Annotated in this window: 13 protein-coding genes; 7 read left to right on the top strand and 6 right to left on the bottom strand. The window is 72.0% G+C overall.

Translation table 11 applies throughout. The features are described from left to right. Positions 1 to 57 precede the first annotated feature (57 nt). The 5 genes from OO60_RS21650 (at position 58) to OO60_RS21630 (ending at position 4,979) form a co-directional block, all read left to right on the top strand. The gene (locus OO60_RS21650) at positions 58 to 1,809 is read left to right on the top strand and encodes a cellulase family glycosylhydrolase (RefSeq protein WP_003054411.1); all 1,752 of its coding nucleotides are present in this window, start codon (positions 58 to 60) and stop codon (positions 1,807 to 1,809) included. A gap of 112 nt (positions 1,810 to 1,921) precedes the next feature. Further along, positions 1,922 to 2,344, top strand: a complete 423-nt coding sequence (locus OO60_RS21645) for a hypothetical protein (protein WP_003054410.1) — start codon at positions 1,922 to 1,924, stop codon at positions 2,342 to 2,344. Positions 2,345 to 2,373: 29 nt separating this feature from the next. Beyond that, the gene (locus OO60_RS21640; RefSeq protein ID WP_003054407.1) at positions 2,374 to 2,958 is read left to right on the top strand and encodes a hypothetical protein; all 585 of its coding nucleotides are present in this window, start codon (positions 2,374 to 2,376) and stop codon (positions 2,956 to 2,958) included. Between the two features lie 57 nt (positions 2,959 to 3,015). Continuing rightward, entirely contained in the window at positions 3,016 to 4,509 is a 1,494-nt protein-coding gene (gene miaB, locus OO60_RS21635; protein WP_003054405.1) for a tRNA (N6-isopentenyl adenosine(37)-C2)-methylthiotransferase MiaB, read from the top strand. Beyond that, complete coding sequence (locus OO60_RS21630) at positions 4,506 to 4,979, top strand: Rv2732c family membrane protein (protein ID WP_003054403.1); 474 nt, start codon at positions 4,506 to 4,508, stop codon at positions 4,977 to 4,979. Before miaB ends, OO60_RS21630 begins: the two co-directional genes overlap by 4 nt. 19 nt (positions 4,980 to 4,998) lie before the next feature. On the opposite strand, the gene OO60_RS21625 is transcribed toward OO60_RS21630, so the two are convergent. Together OO60_RS21625 and OO60_RS21620 are read right to left on the bottom strand one after the other, a co-directional pair. Next, on the bottom strand, positions 4,999 to 5,436 hold the full coding sequence (locus tag OO60_RS21625; RefSeq protein ID WP_003054400.1) for a hypothetical protein: 438 nt from the start codon (positions 5,434 to 5,436) through the stop codon (positions 4,999 to 5,001). Between the two features lie 160 nt (positions 5,437 to 5,596). Next, complete coding sequence (locus OO60_RS21620) at positions 5,597 to 6,910, bottom strand: DUF349 domain-containing protein (RefSeq protein WP_003054397.1); 1,314 nt, start codon at positions 6,908 to 6,910, stop codon at positions 5,597 to 5,599. Positions 6,911 to 7,126: 216 nt separating this feature from the next. On the opposite strand from OO60_RS21620, the gene miaA reads away from it, so the two are divergent. Both miaA and dapF read left to right on the top strand, forming a co-directional pair. Continuing rightward, a complete protein-coding gene (miaA, locus tag OO60_RS21615) occupies positions 7,127 to 8,038 on the top strand; it encodes a tRNA (adenosine(37)-N6)-dimethylallyltransferase MiaA (protein ID WP_003054393.1) in 912 nt (303 codons plus the stop codon). A 10-nt stretch (positions 8,039 to 8,048) separates the two neighbouring features. After that, positions 8,049 to 8,876 carry a diaminopimelate epimerase gene (gene dapF / locus OO60_RS21610; RefSeq protein WP_003054391.1) on the top strand — a complete coding sequence of 276 codons (828 nt, stop codon included), beginning with the start codon at positions 8,049 to 8,051 and terminating at the stop codon, positions 8,874 to 8,876. On the opposite strand, the gene OO60_RS21605 is transcribed toward dapF, so the two are convergent. From OO60_RS21605 to valS, 4 genes are all read right to left on the bottom strand, one after another. After that, positions 8,871 to 9,797 (bottom strand): ATP-grasp domain-containing protein, encoded by a 927-nt coding sequence (locus OO60_RS21605; RefSeq protein WP_003054388.1) that lies wholly within the window; start codon positions 9,795 to 9,797, stop codon positions 8,871 to 8,873. The genes dapF and OO60_RS21605 overlap by 6 nt on opposite strands. Beyond that, positions 9,794 to 10,549 (bottom strand): hypothetical protein, encoded by a 756-nt coding sequence (locus tag OO60_RS21600; protein ID WP_033261948.1) that lies wholly within the window; start codon positions 10,547 to 10,549, stop codon positions 9,794 to 9,796. Before OO60_RS21600 ends, OO60_RS21605 begins: the two co-directional genes overlap by 4 nt. A gap of 18 nt (positions 10,550 to 10,567) precedes the next feature. Next, positions 10,568 to 11,917 (bottom strand): chymotrypsin family serine protease, encoded by a 1,350-nt coding sequence (locus OO60_RS21595; RefSeq protein ID WP_156081314.1) that lies wholly within the window; start codon positions 11,915 to 11,917, stop codon positions 10,568 to 10,570. A 132-nt stretch (positions 11,918 to 12,049) separates the two neighbouring features. Then, the gene (gene valS / locus OO60_RS21590; RefSeq protein ID WP_033261947.1) at positions 12,050 to 14,575 is read right to left on the bottom strand and encodes a valine--tRNA ligase; all 2,526 of its coding nucleotides are present in this window, start codon (positions 14,573 to 14,575) and stop codon (positions 12,050 to 12,052) included. Positions 14,576 to 14,584: the final 9 nt, after the last annotated feature.

The following is a 14,584-nucleotide window of genomic DNA, read 5'->3' as shown; positions in this document are numbered from 1 at the left end:
GGCCCGGGACCGGGTCGCTAACTTTTGCGAAACTCCTTCATGTTTGGGGCCGCCATCATGCGCACGCTCGTGGCTTTGCTCACCGCCGTGGCGATGACCTCCGGCGTCGTCGCCTCCGCTGCCGCCGAGGATGTCCCGCAGCACCGGCTCACCGTGCGCGGCTCGGCCTTCGTCGACGAGTACGGCCGCGAAGTGGTGTTGCGCGGGTTCAACGTGTCGGGGGAGACGAAGCTGGCGGAAAACGGTTTCCTGCCGTTCGCGAACGCGGCTGACGCACGCCGCTCCGCGCAGTCGATGCGGGCGCTCACCGGCGCGAACGCCGTGCGGTTCCCGATCGCGTGGGCCGGGACGCAGCCGGTCCGCGGGCCGGTGAACACGCCGTACCTGGCCGCGCTGACCGAACAGCTGAAGGCGTTCCTGGACGCGGGCTTCACGGTCCTGCCCGACTTCCACCAGGACCTGTTCTCCCGCTACCTGTTCAACCGCGGCAGCTGGTACACCGGCGACGGCGCGCCGAAGTGGGTCGTGGACCTCGGCGGCTATCCGGCGGAGAGCTGCGGCATCTGCGCCCACTGGGGGCAGAACATCACCCAGAACGGCGCGGTCCAGGACGCCACGAAGGACTTCTGGCACAACGCCCGCGGCGTCCAGGACGAGTTCGTCGGCCAGGCCGTGCAGACGATGACCTACCTGCGGACGAACCTGAGTGCCGCCCAGTTCGCCGGCATCGCCGGGATGGACCCGTACAACGAGCCGTTCGCCGGGCGCTACGACTCCGGTCAGGACAGCAAGGCGTGGGAGCAGAACGTGCTGTGGCCGTTCTTCGAGCGGTTCCGCGACGCGATGGATGCGGCCGGCTGGCAGGACAAGCCGGCCTTCGTCGAGCCGAACATGTTCTGGAACGCCAACATCTCCTTCCAGCTGCACCCCGGCGGTTTCCAGGACACCGGCGTCATGGGGCCGCGGTACGTGTTCAACACGCACTTCTACGACCAGCTCGCCCAGTCCGGCGTGTTCATGCCGGGCAAGGCGGGCGACGGCCAGTACAGCGCGGACTTCGCGACGGTCCGCGACCGCGCGGCGGCACTGGGCACGACGGCGATCGTCACCGAGTTCGGCCACCCGATGACGGGCTACACCTCGGACAAGACCCCGACCGTGGACAAGGCGATGTACCAGGCCCTGGATTCACGGGTGCCCGGCGCGGACTGGTGGCGCCGCCCGGCGCAGTCGGGCCCGGTGCTGTCGGCGACGCAGTGGCAGTGGGACATCTACAGCGGCCGCCACCACGAGCTGATGAACGACAACCCGGACAAGGTGAAAACGGACGGCGACGCGTGGAACGGCGAAGACTTCTCGTCGGCCCGCACGGCGGACGACGGAAGCGTCCAGCTGCGCCAGGACGCCCGCCTCCTGGACCGCCTGTATCCGGCGGCGGTGGCGGGCCACACGCTGGCGTTCACGTACGAGGACCGCTCCCGCGACGGCACCCGGACGCTGACGTGGAACGCCGTGCCGTCCACCTTGCCGGCCACCTCGGCGTTGGTCGGCCCGGGACGCTACGGAGTGTTGGTGTGGCAGGGGACGGCTCTGGGTGCGCCGACGGAACTGCACGTCCCGGCGGGGATGAACCCGACGGTGGTGACGGACGTGGCATCCGTGACGCGGGCGGGGGACCGGCTGCAGCTGGCGGCGACACCGGGGTTGCATTTCGCGCTGGTCGCGGAACCGGCCGCGGCGCCGACGCCGGCCCAGCTGGCGGCGGTGCGGGCGGAACTGGCGGCGTGGGCGGCCACCGCCGTGCAGTGACTTTCCCGGACATGGCATTCCGGATGTCCTGTCGTCGTAACGGACCACCCGGCCTCGGCGACTACCGGTTGTCCGTTCCTTCGGTGCCGAGGTCGGTGACGACGTGGTTGACGTGGAAGTCGTGGTCGGATTCCTGGTGACCCGGATCATCCGGGAGTCGCGCCCCGGCTTCGGCGGTTCGGCGGCCGAATCCGATGGTGCGGTCGACGCCGCTCTTCAGCAGCTGTCGGATCTCGTCGGGTCCAGGATCGGTCGCGAAAGTGCCCTCGTGCGAATGCGTGACGAGGTCGCGGAAACGATGGAACTCCGGCCGCGAACGAAAGCCAGGGTCACGCTGGCCATCGGCGAAGCCGTGGAATCCGAACCCGCCTTCGGCGCCGAACTGGCGCAGATCCTGAAACGCCTCCAGGAAATGGCCATCGGCCGGCCGTCGGCCATGGACGCGCAGCCCGGGACCGTGTCGAACACCATCACCGGGAATGTCAGCGGCCGGGTGATCCAGATGCGCGACGTCCACGGCAATATCAACTTCTGACCGGCGGATCCGGCGGGAGGAAACCCATCATGCAGGTCGCCACCCTGTGCATCGCGATCCTGGCCCTGGTCGTGTCGGTGCTGTCCTTCTGCTGGCAGGTGCTCAGCTTCTCGCTCTCGGGCCGGAAGATCCGGATCCTGACGTCCGTCGGCTGGCGAGGGGCCGGAGCCGAGCTGATCCTCCAGTCGGTCAAGCGCCGCGACGATCCGCTCGACCGGCTTTCGCGCCTCGCCGGGCGTGGCCCTTCGACTCCCGTGCTGGGCGTGACCGTGCAGAACGTGGGCCGGTCGGACCTCTACGTGTCCGCGGTGTTCGTCGCGGGCCGGTCCCGGTCCGACACCCACTTCCCGCCCGCGACGGCGAGCTGGCCGGCCCTGCCCTGTCTGCTCAAGTCCGGTGACAGCGAGAACTGGTACCTCGACACGGCGGAACTCGAGCACATCTGCGCCGGCTGGAACATGGTCGACGGCGACCGGAAGTCGCAGCTGGAGCTGCGGGTGACGTTGAAGGACGGCCGGACCGTGCGCGCGTCCCGCCGCATCCGGGTGGAAGAGCTCCGGCGGATCTGGAACGTTTCCAAGGCCGGCCGGGGCCTGCCCGTCGCCGGCGCCTGAGCCTCGTGCGGTGGTCGGGAGCCTGACCTGCGCAGGCGAGGGTTACCCTGAGGAGCGATGACCGAGAACCAGGCACCCAGGGCGTACCAGATCCGCACCTTCGGCTGCCAGATGAACGTGCACGACTCCGAGCGGCTCGCCGGGCAGCTCGAGGACGCCGGGTACGTCCCGGTGCGCGCCGGGAGCAAGCCCGACCTCATCGTGTTCAACACCTGCGCCGTGCGGGAGAACGCCGACAACAAGCTGTACGGCACCCTTGGGCACCTGCGTCCCGACAAGGTCGCGAACCCGGACCTGCAGATCGCCGTCGGCGGGTGTCTCGCGCAGAAGGACCGTGGGGAGATCGTCAAGCGGGCGCCGTGGGTCGACGTCGTCTTCGGGACGCACAACATCGGGTCGCTGCCCACGCTGCTGGAGCGCGCCCGGCACAACGCCGAGGCCGAGGTCGAAATCCTCGAGTCGCTCGAAACCTTCCCCTCCACGCTGCCCGCGCGCCGGGAGTCGTCCTACGCGAGCTGGGTGTCCGTCTCCGTCGGGTGCAACAACACCTGCACCTTCTGCATCGTCCCCGCCCTGCGGGGCAAGGAGCGCGACCGGCGGCCCGGCGAGATCCTCGCCGAGGTCGAGGCGCTCGTCGCCGAGGGCGTGCTCGAAGTCACGCTGCTCGGGCAGAACGTGAACTCCTACGGCGTCGAGTTCGGCGACCGGCTGGCGTTCGGCAAGCTGCTGCGCGCCTGCGGCACGATCGACGGCCTCGAGCGCGTCCGGTTCACCTCGCCGCACCCGGCCGCCTTCACCTCCGACGTCATCGACGCCATGGCCGCGACGCCGAACGTGTGCCACCAGCTGCACATGCCGCTGCAGTCCGGGTCCGACCGGGTGCTGCGCGCGATGAAGCGGTCCTACCGCTCGGCGCGCTTCCTGAAGATCCTCGACGAGGTCCGCGCGGTCATGCCGGACGCCGCGATCACCACCGACATCATCGTCGGCTTCCCCGGCGAAACCGAGGAGGACTTCCAGGCCACCCTCGACGTCGTCGAGCAGGCCCGGTTCTCCAGCGCGTTCACCTTCCAGTACTCGAAGCGCCCCGGCACGCCGGCCGCGACGATGGACGGCCAGCTGCCGAAGGAAGTCGTGCAGGAGCGGTACGAACGCCTGGTCGAGCTGCAGAACGCGATCTCCTGGGACGAGAACAAGAAGATCGTCGGACGCCGCGTCGAGCTGCTCGTCGCCGAGGGCGAGGGCCGCAAGGACGCCGAGACGCACCGGATGAGCGGCCGCGCCCGCGACGGGCGCCTGGTCCACTTCACGCCGGCCGGCGCGCACGTGGACCGCGCGGTCCGCCCGGGTGACGTCGTCGAGACGGTCGTCACCTACGGCGCGCCGCACCACCTGGTGGCCGACGGCGACCTGCTGTCCCACCGGCGCACCCGCGCCGGCGACAACGCGGAGGCCGGGCTGCGGCCGAAGACGAGCGGTGTGACGCTGGGCCTGCCGGGCTTCGGTGCTCCGGCCGCCCGGCCCGAACCGGTGAGTGGGTGTGCGCTGTGACCGAGCCGCGGGGCAACGGCGAGCTGGCCGAGCTGGCCGCCGAGATCGACGAAGCGGGCGCACGCGCCTCCCGGACGGTGGAGCTGGGCCGCCGCGGGTTCACCATCGCGGTGTTCACCTTCGTGCTGCTGATCTGCCAGATCCTGCCGTGGGTCGGCGACCACGCGGGCTGGCGGGTCCTGGCCGGCGAAGGCGGCGGCATCCCGCAGCTGTTCGCGGCGACGTCGACCGGCGTCGGCATCCTGGCCTCGGCGCTGGCCCTGGTGACGCGGCGCTGGTGGCTGGCCTGGGTCTGCGCGGCGGGCGGCTGGTTCGCCTCGGTGGACGGGCTGCTGGCGATCTGGTCGCAGCAGTCGTCCCACGCCCCCGGCTCCGCGGGCGGCGGCCCCGGGATCGGCCTGATCATCGCCTGGATCGCGATGATCTGCCTGGCGGTGCAGTGGATGCGTACGGCGTTCTCGCGGTCCTGAGGACCGGTGGGGACCGGGGTCAGCCGACGCGCAGGGTGAGGGTGCTCGCCGAGTAGGCGGCGGCGTAGAGCGTGGTCTCGGGGTGGAAGAGCCGCAGCGAGACGGTGGCGCTCAGGCTGAAGCTGAGGCTCAGCGAGAACCCGCCGTTCGGCCGGCAGGTCGTGTCGGCGATGTTCACCCAGGCGCCGGCCTGCAGCTGCTGCACGATGACGGTCTCGACGCTCGCCTCGGAGCGGGGCGCTTCGAGCACCTGGAGGTCGCCCTTGAGGTCGACCTTCTCGTTGACCTTGACGTGGTTCTTGGCGAGCTTGCCCTCGACCTTCACCTTGCCCTTCCCGGCTTCGACGGCCGAGGTGAGGGGAGCGGCCCCGGCCGGGGCGGCGAGCGCCGGGGCGAGCCCGGCGACGGCGACGGTGACGGCCAGAGCGGTGAGGATCCTGCGCGGTGTCCTGATCATGAGCAGAGTGGAGCACCGGGACCAGCACGAGGCGCGCGGAAACCCCCGGTCGGGGCGCGCCCAACCCCGCTTCGGGTGACGAGAAACCCACCCGGCCGGTCGTGAGTGGTAAGGCGCGTTCTAACTCGTCTTACCACTCACGACAACGGCGGCAGGGTGCTCAGCGGTCGGCGACCGCGGCTTCGGCGGCCTGCAGCCACTCGCGCCACTGCGCGGCCTGCTCGTCCGCCTTCTTGGCGCGACGCTCGTCGCCCGCCGCACGCGCCTTCGCGGCCTGCGACTCGAACTGCTCCACGCGCTCCCGGAACTGCGCCGCGCGCGCCTGGGCCTCCGGGTCGGTCCGGCGCCAGCGGGAGTCCTCCGCCGACTTGACCGCGTCCTGGACCGCCTTCAGCCGGCCGTCCAGCTCGCGGATGCGCTCGCGGGGGACCTTGCCGATCTCGTCCCACTGCTCCTGGATGCGCCGCAGGGCGCTCTTCGCCGCGTCCAGGTTGGCCGCCGCGTCGATCTTCTCCGCCTCGACCAGCAGCTCTTCTTTGCGCGCCGCGTTCGCGCCGAACTCCGCGTCGCGCTCGGAGAACACCGCCGAGCGGCGGGCGAAGAACTTGTCCTGCGCCGCGCGGAACCGCTGCCACAGCGCCTCGTCGCTGTCCTTCGGCGCGCGTCCGGCCGCCTTCCACTCGGTCATCAGGTCCTTGTAGCGACCCGCCGTCTCGCCCCAGTCCTCGGACTCGCTGATGGCCTCGGCCTCGGCGATCAGCTCTTCCTTGCGCTGCTTGGCCGACGCGCGCTGCTTGTCCAGCTCGGCGAAGTGCGACCCGCGGCGGCGGTTGAACGCCTCGCGGGCCTTGGAGAACCGCTTCCACAGCTCGTCGTCGGTCTTGCGGTCGACGCCCTTGACCGTCTTCCACTCGTCCAGGATCGTGCGCAGCCGGTCGCCGGCCGCCTTCCACTGGGTGGAGTCGGCGGCGATCTTCTCCGCCTCCTCGGCCAGCGCCTGCTTGCGGGCGACCGCCGCCGCGCGCGCCTCTTCGCGCTCCGCCTTCGCGCTGGCCAGGGCCTTCTCGGCGTGCGCGATGACGTACTCCAGCCGCGCGGCGAGGGCGGCCAGGTCGCCGACCAGGGCCGCCTCGGCCAGCCCGTCGCGGATCTGGGTGGCGCTCGACAGGGCGTGCTTCGGGTCGCCCGCCCCGGAGACCAGGCGGGTCTCCAGCAGCTCGACCTCGGTGCGCACGTCGTCGAAGCGGCGGGCGTAGTGCACCAGGCCCTCGTCGGGGCTGCCGGCCTGCCAGACGCCGACGGCGCGCTCTCCCTCGGCGGTGAGGACGTAGACGGTGCCTTCGTCGTCGATCCGGCCCCAGATCGCGGGGGTGGGTTCGGCGGGCGGCACGGGCGGGGCGGCGTGCCCGGGGTGCAGCGCGTGCGGCACCGGGTGCGGGGCCGGGGTACCGGTGGAAGTGTTCTCCTGGGCCATCGCAGGCTCCTTATCGCCTGTACGCCCGCTCGCGCGGGCGCCCCGCCGGAGCGGGGCCGGGTAATGCGGTCGTCACGGGCCGTGCTCGGATGCTACGGCCCCCACGCGGCATTCAAGCAGCTCAGCGCGCACCGTGGTACTGGATGAGCCACCCGAAGCTCGTGATCCTACTTCCGGTGGACGCTCCGTGTCGGCCCGCAGGTATCGTCAGCCGCCGTGAACAGCCCCGTCGCCGCCGTCGCGGTGGTCGGCCCGACGGCCACCGGCAAGACCGCGCTGGCCGTGGACCTGGCCCGCGAGCTCGGCGGCGAAGTCGTCAACGCCGACGCGATGCAGCTCTACCGGGGCATGGACATCGGCACCGCCAAGGCCACCGAGGCCGAGCGCCGCGGCGTCCCGCACCACCTGCTCGACGTGCTGGACGTGACCGAGACCGCGTCCGTCGCCGTCTACCAGCGCGACGCGCGGGCCGAGATCGAGCGGCTGCTGGCCGCCGGCCGGGTGCCGGTGCTGGCCGGCGGGTCCGGCCTGTACGTCCAGGCCGTGCTCGACGACCTGCGGTTCCCGGGTACCGACCCGGCGGTGCGGGCCCGGCTGGACGCGGAGGCGGCGGAGCTCGGCACGGCCGCGTTGTACACCCGCCTGGGTGACCGCGATCCGGTGGCCGCGGCGGCGATCCTGCCCACCAACACCCGGCGGATCGTGCGCGCCCTCGAGGTCATCGAGATCACCGGCGAGCCGTTCTCGGCGAACCTGCCCACCCCGGGGGCCGCCCGCTACGGCACGGTCCTGATCGGGGTCGACCGCGAGCCGGCGGAGCTCGACGAGCGCGTCGACGAGCGCGTCCGGCGGATGTTCGCCGCCGGGCTCGTCGACGAAGTCCGCGAGCTGGAGCAGCGCGGCCTGCGCGAGGGGAAGACGGCGGCGCGGGCGCTCGGCTACCAGCAGGTGCTCGCCGAACTGGACGGCGAAGGGGACTTCGAAGCGGCCGCCGCGGCGACCGCGCAGGCGACGCGCCGCTTCGTCCGGCGGCAACGGTCCTGGTTCCGGCGCGACCAGCGGATCCACTGGTTCGACGGCGCCGATCCCGTGCTGGCCGCGCGCGTCCTGGATACCCTGGGCCGGTAATCTTGCCCCCATGGGCGGAATCGAGTTCCTCAAGGGGCACGGCACGCAGAACGATTTCGTGCTGCTCCCCGATCCGGCGGGCCGCCTCGAGCTGACCGAGGCGAGGGTCGCCGCGCTGTGCGACCGCCGCCGCGGCCTCGGGGCCGACGGCGTGCTGCGCGTCGTGCGCGCCGCCGCGCTCGACGAGCCGTCCGCGGGCGAGTGGTTCATGGACTACCGCAACGCCGACGGGTCGATCGCGGAGATGTGCGGCAACGGCGTGCGCGTGTTCGCCCGGTACCTGGTCGACGCCGGCCTGGCCGCCGAGGGCGAGTTCGTCGTCGGCACCCGGGCGGGCGACCGCCCGGTGGTGGTGCACCCGGACCGCTCGGTGACCGTCCACATGGGACCGGCCACGATCACCGGCACCTCGGTCACGGTGGTGGCGGGCCGCCCGTTCTCCGGCGTGGCGGTCGACGTCGGCAACCCGCACCTGGTGTCCCTGCTCGACGACGACGTCGCGGACCTCGACCTGCGCGACCAGCCGGACTTCGACCACGACGTCTTCCCGCACGGGGTGAACCTCGAGTTCGTCAACCGCCTCGGCGAGGGCGCGCTGCGGATGCGCGTGCACGAACGCGGGGTGGGGGAGACGCGGGCGTGCGGCACCGGCACGGTCGCCGCGGTGGCGGCGGCCTTCCACCTGGCCGGCACGGACACCGGGGCGTCCACGGTGGACGTCCCCGGGGGCCGGGTCGAGGTGACGGTGTCCCGCGGCGCGTCGACGCTGTCGGGCCCGGCGGAGATCGTGGCGCGCGGCGAGCTCGACGAAGCCTGGTGGGCCGCCGCCGGGTCATGATCCGGTGAGCCACGCCGCCAGCGCGGCGGCGATCGGCTGCCCCGTCCCGTGCTCGAAGTAGGTGAACCCGGGGGACGGGTTCACCTCGAAGCAGACGACCCGGCCGTCCGGGACCAGCTTCAGGTCGATCCCGGCGAACGGCAGCTGGAGCGCCGCGGCCAGCCGGACGCACCGGTCCGCGACGTCCGGGTCGAGGTCGTGGGCGCGCAGCGTGGCCGTCGCCCCGGCCCGGCTCGCGTAGCGGTAGTCGACGGCCGTCGTGGTGATCTCGGTCGCGAACACCCGGCCGCCGACGACGTGCACGCGGACGTCGGGGCCGTCGAGGTGCTCCTGGAACTGGACCGGGCACCAGCGCAGCCGGGCCAGCCGCTCGGCGTCGGCGGCGGGGTCGAACGCGGTGACGATCGAGCGGACGCCGCTGATCGACTTGTACACGAGCGGGCCGTGGTCCCCCGCGAACGCGAGCACCTCCGCCGGGTCGCTGGACACCAGGGTCGACGGCGTGCCGAAGCCGTGCCGGGTGATCAGCTGCGCCTGGTAGGGCTTGGAGACGTTGGAGCCCATCGCGAGGAGGCGGTTGGCGACCCGGCACTGCCCCGAGCTCCCGGTCAGCTCGGTGAATGCGGTCAGCGCGTCGCAGAAGCGCCGGGCGTGGTCGAGGTCCGCCGGTTCGAGGCCGGGGAAGAGCTCGGGCTCGACCGGCCGCGCGTACACCCCGGTGACCCCGGCGAGCTCGACCGTCCGGTCGCGGGTGCGCAGCACGCCGCCGGCGTCGGCCCCCGGGTCCAGCCGGAGGTCGATCGTGTCGCGGGCCGCAGCGCGGGAGTCGACGAGGACGACGTCGGCGTCCCTGGCCCGCAGCTCGGCGGCGACCAGGTGGACCGGGGGCTCGTCGGGGAGCCCCCACAGCAGCACCGTCATGGTGTCTCCAGGGCGTGGAGCAGCCGGTTGACCAGCAGGTCGCCGCCGGGCCGGAGGGCGGGCACCGCGGTGAGGCCGGCGAACCACCAGTCCTCGCCGCCGACCAGGAAGTCGAGGCCGAGCAACGCCGTTTCGGCGCCGAGCAGCTTCGTCAGCCGGCGCACGCCGGTCGCCGTGGCGGGCGGCACGTCCCGGTCGAGCACCTCCTGGTCGAGGCAGAGCACCTGCCGCGGCCGGACCGGTCCCGCCGCGGCGGCCCGGGCGCCGGCGAGCGCGGCGTCCCCCGGCGGCCACGGCGTGCCGGTGCCCAGCCGGAGCGGGGCGCAGCGCAGGCCGGCGGTGTGCGCGGCCGCCCACGCGAGCACCGGGTCCGGGGCCGGACCGGCCAGGCACTGCGGGGTCGGCGTGTTGCGTACCGGGCAGCCCAGGCCGGCGAGCCAGCTGAGGGTGTAGGCGAACAGCTCGGCCGAGGCGTAGTCACGCTCGGCGGGCTCGGCCCGCGACCAGGCGAGCGCGGGCGGCTCGCGGACGCGGTTCAGCACCCCGGTCAGCGCCGCGCCGTCGAGCACGACGCCGTCCGCGAGCTCGATGGTGGTGCGGACGTCGCCCGCCGGGCCGATCCGGTGGTCGTGCCGGCGGGCGAACGACAGGTGTTCGGCCGTCACCGTGACGCACGCCCGGCCGGCCCGGGTGGCCCGGCGGGCGAACCACTGGCTGTCGGTGTCGTCGAGCGAACAGAGGACGAGCAGCACCGTGGCGCCTCCTGGTCGTCACGCCGGCGGCGTGTCGAATTCCGTCTTCGCGGCGACGGCCTCGGCGACCTGCTGCTCCAGCTCCGCCCGCAGCTGCCCGGTTTCGGCGTCGGTCAGCGGCTCCTGGCCGGTGAGCGGCGTGACCAGGTCGGGACGCAGTTCCGGGCCGACGAACCCGCCGAGCCTGCTCAGCTGCTCCTCGACCGCGCGCAGCCGCTCTTCGAGGCCGCCGCCGGGGCCGAGCGGGCCGGGGTCGGGGCCCGGGCCGGGGCCGTGCTCCCGGTCCTTGAAGATGTCCCGGACGTCCTTGAGCCGCTTGTCGAGCACCAGTTCCTTCTGGAGCTCCTTGCGCAGCTCCTTGCGGAATTCCTTCTCCTTGATGAAGTCCTTCCGGCCGTCCTTGATGTCCTTGATGATCGACTTGCCGATGCAGAGGGAGACGTCCAGTTCGGACAGCACCGCGCTGATCGGGTTGGCGACCGTGCTGGCGCCGGCGCCCGCGAAGAGCAGGCCGACGACGTACCCGCCGGAGTCGACGATCACCGAGCCGGAGTCGCCGTGGTCGGAGAAGATCGCGTTGTGCGCGGTGTCGGCGGCGATGCTGACCTGGTTGGTCAGCGTGTGCACGCCGAGCCCGTCGCCGTAGTCGACGCTGACGGTGGCGGCGATCCCGTCGACGGTGCCGTAGGACAGGCCGGTGGTGCGGCCGCGCTTGCGGACCGCCATGCCCAGGGTGGCGGCCTTGCTGCCCCGGACGTCGCCGATTTCGGCGACCGAGCACGAGGTGGCCTTGCCCGCGTCGATGGAGATCACGGCCCCGTCGACGTTGCCGGACAGCGTGGCCCGCAGGATGGCGCCGAACTCGTCGCCGGGCACGACACCGGTGTCGATCCGGCTCGGCTGCACCATCCGGTCCCCGGCGTGCCAGCCGGAATCGACCGCCGCGACGTGGAAGTTGGTCAGCGCGGCGTGAGCCCGGGTCGCGTTGTCGATGACGATCGCGCCCAGCGTGCCGGCGAAGATGTGGTTGCCGATGACGCGGCTCGGGCCCATGCTGACGCCGCCCTGGAGGGTGCCGTAGTGCGTGGTGTCCGCCTGCGCGGAAACGTCGAGTTCCACGCTGGCGACGTGCAGTTCGTACCGGCGCTCGACGACGTCGGTGACGGCGCCTTCGATCTGTTCCGGAATGCGTTCCTCGTGCGGGATGTCGTCGGTTTTCCGGGCGACGTGCACCCGGATGGCGACCTGGTCGGTCCGCTGCCCGCCGACCTCCTTGTAGCCGACGTCGACGCCGGTCACGCCGGGCCGGCCGAGCAGTTCCTGTTCGACTCGCTCCTTGATGGCGACGAGCTCGTCCACTGTGGCCATGCTGCACCTCCGATCGATCGTCGCGCGACGATCGAAGGTAGAGACGCCCGGCGGACCGGCGCTGATACATTCACGGCCAAGATTGTTTTGAGGCCGTGAATGAATTTCTTCCCGATTGTTTTCCCGGCGATACTAGGACGGCTCGCCGACCTTTGCTTCGACCGAGAAATCGCCTTCGCCGGTCGTGACGTCCACAATGGCCCCCGCACTGCGGATGTCCGGCTCGATCCGCGCGAACCGCGCCAGCAGCTCGGGTGGACCGGTCACCGTCAGCGCCTCCACCGCCGAGCGCATCGACACCTTCGCGTCCGTCTTCGCCCGCCGCACCGCCGCGATCACCTGGCTCGCCAGCGGCAGCAGTTCCCGCTCGCCGTCGCCGGTCTCCGGGACGGGCCACGCCGCCCGGTGCACCGATCCCTCCTGCCACCACGACCAGACCTCTTCGGTCGCGAACGGCAGGAAGGGCGCGAACAGCCGCAGCAACGCCGACAACGCCGTCACGAGTGCCGCCCGCGCGGACTCGGCCGCGTCGGCGCCCTGGTCGCCGTAGGCCCGGCCCTTCACCAGCTCCACGTAGTCGTCGCAGAACGTCCAGAAGAACGTCTCGGTGACCTGCAGGGCCCGCGCGTAGTCGAGGTCCTCCAGGGCCGCCGTCGCCTGCTCGACGACGACGGCCAGCGACGCCAGCAGCGCCCGGTCCAGCGGCTCGGCGGCGGCCGCGCCCGGCATCGGCACGCCGAGGCCGAGCACGAACCGGCTCGCGTTGAGCAGCTTCGTCGCCAGCCGGCGGCCGACCTTCATCTGGCCCTCGTCCACCGCGGTGTCGACGCCGGGCCGCGCGCTCGCCGCCCAGTACCGCACCGCGTCCGAGCCGAAGCGCTCCAGCATGTCCACCGGGGTCGTCACGTTGCCCTTGGACTTCGACATCTTCTTGCGGTCGGGGTCGAGCACCCAGCCCGCGATCGACGCCGCCCGCCACGGCAGCACGCCGTGCTCCAGCTCCGCGCGCACCGCCGTCGAGAACAGCCAGGTGCGGATGATCTCGTGCGCTTGCGGCCGCAGGTCCATCGGGAAGACGCGGGCGAAGAGGTCGTCGTCGAGGCTCCACCGGCCGACGATCTGCGGCGTCAGCGACGACGTCGCCCAGGTGTCCATCACGTCCGGATCGGCCGCGAACCCGCCGGGCACGCCGCGCTGGTCTTCGGTGAACCCGGGCGGGACGTCGCTGCTCGGGTCGACCGGCAGGGCGTCGGGCAGCAGCGGGGTGTCGTACTCGGGCTCGCCCTGGTCGTCGAGCCGGTACCACAGCGGGATCGGCACGCCGAAGAACCGCTGCCGGCTCACCAGCCAGTCGCCGGCGAGGTTCTCGACCCACGACGAGTAGCGCACCTTCATGTGCTTCGGCACCCAGGTGAGCTCGTCACCGCGGGCGAGCATCTTTTCCCGGAACGCCGGGTCGGTGCCGCCGTTGCGGAGGTACCACTGCCGGCTGGCGACGATTTCCAGTGGCTTGTCGCCCTTTTCGTAGAACTTCACCGTGTGCGTGATCGGCCGCGGCTCGCCGCGCAGGGCACCGGCTTCGCGCAGCAGGCGGACGACGATCTCGCGTCCGGTGTGGACGGTCTTGCCCACCAGCGGCGCGTACGCCGCCGCGGGCACGCCGTGCGGCGCGTCGGGCAGGAACCGCCCGTCGCGGCCCAGCACCACCCGCGTGGCGAGCCGCAGCTCGCGCCACCACGTGACGTCGGTGGTGTCGCCGAAGGTGCACACCATTGCGATGCCGCGGCCCTTCTCCGGATCCGCCAGGTGGTGCGCCACCACGGGCACCTCGACGCCGAACACCGGCGTCCGCACGGTCTTCCCGAACAGCGCCTGGAACCGCTCGTCATCCGGGTGCGCGACCAGGGCGACACACGCGGGCAGCAGCTCCGGCCGGGTCGTCGCGATCACCACGTCTTCGCCGTCCGGCCCGGTGAACGCCAGGTCGTGGAAGGCACCCGGGCGTTCGCGGTCCTCCAGTTCGGCCTGGGCGACGGCGGTGCGGAAGGTGACGTCCCAGAGCGTCGGCGCTTCGGCCTGGTACGCCTCGCCGCGCTCGAGGTTGCGCAGGAACGCGCGTTGCGAAATCAGCCGCGAATCGTGCCCGATCGTCTGGTAGGTCATCGTCCAGTCGACCGACAGCCCGAGCCGCCGCCACAGCTCTTCGAAGACCTTCTCGTCGGTTTCGGTCAGCGATTCGCACAGCTCGACGAAGTTGCGCCGCGAGATCGAGACCACGTCCTTGCCCGGCTTCTCCGGGGCGCGGAAGTCCGCGTCGTAGGGCAGGGAGGGGTCGCAGCGGACGCCGAAGTGGTTCTGCACCCGGCGTTCGGTCGGCAGGCCGTTGTCGTCCCACCCCATCGGGTAGAACACCTCGAGCCCGCGCATCCGCTTGAAGCGGGCCAGGACGTCGGTGTGGGTGTAGGAGAACACGTGCCCGATGTGCAGCGACCCGCTGACCGTCGGCGGCGGGGTGTCGATCGAGTAGATCTCGTCCCGGGTCTTGGTCCGGTCGAAGCGGTAGGCGCCGGTGGATTCCCACACAGGTACCCACTTGGCCTCCAGACCGTCGACACCGACCTTGTCCGGGACTCGCGGGCGTTCGTATGGGGTACTCATGGACCAACT

This window comes from Amycolatopsis vancoresmycina, assembly GCF_000716785.1.
GTDB classification, from domain to species: Bacteria; Actinomycetota; Actinomycetes; order Mycobacteriales; family Pseudonocardiaceae; genus Amycolatopsis; species Amycolatopsis vancoresmycina.
Note: the sequence above shows the minus strand (reverse complement) of the source record. Positions and strands in the feature narration are given on the sequence as shown.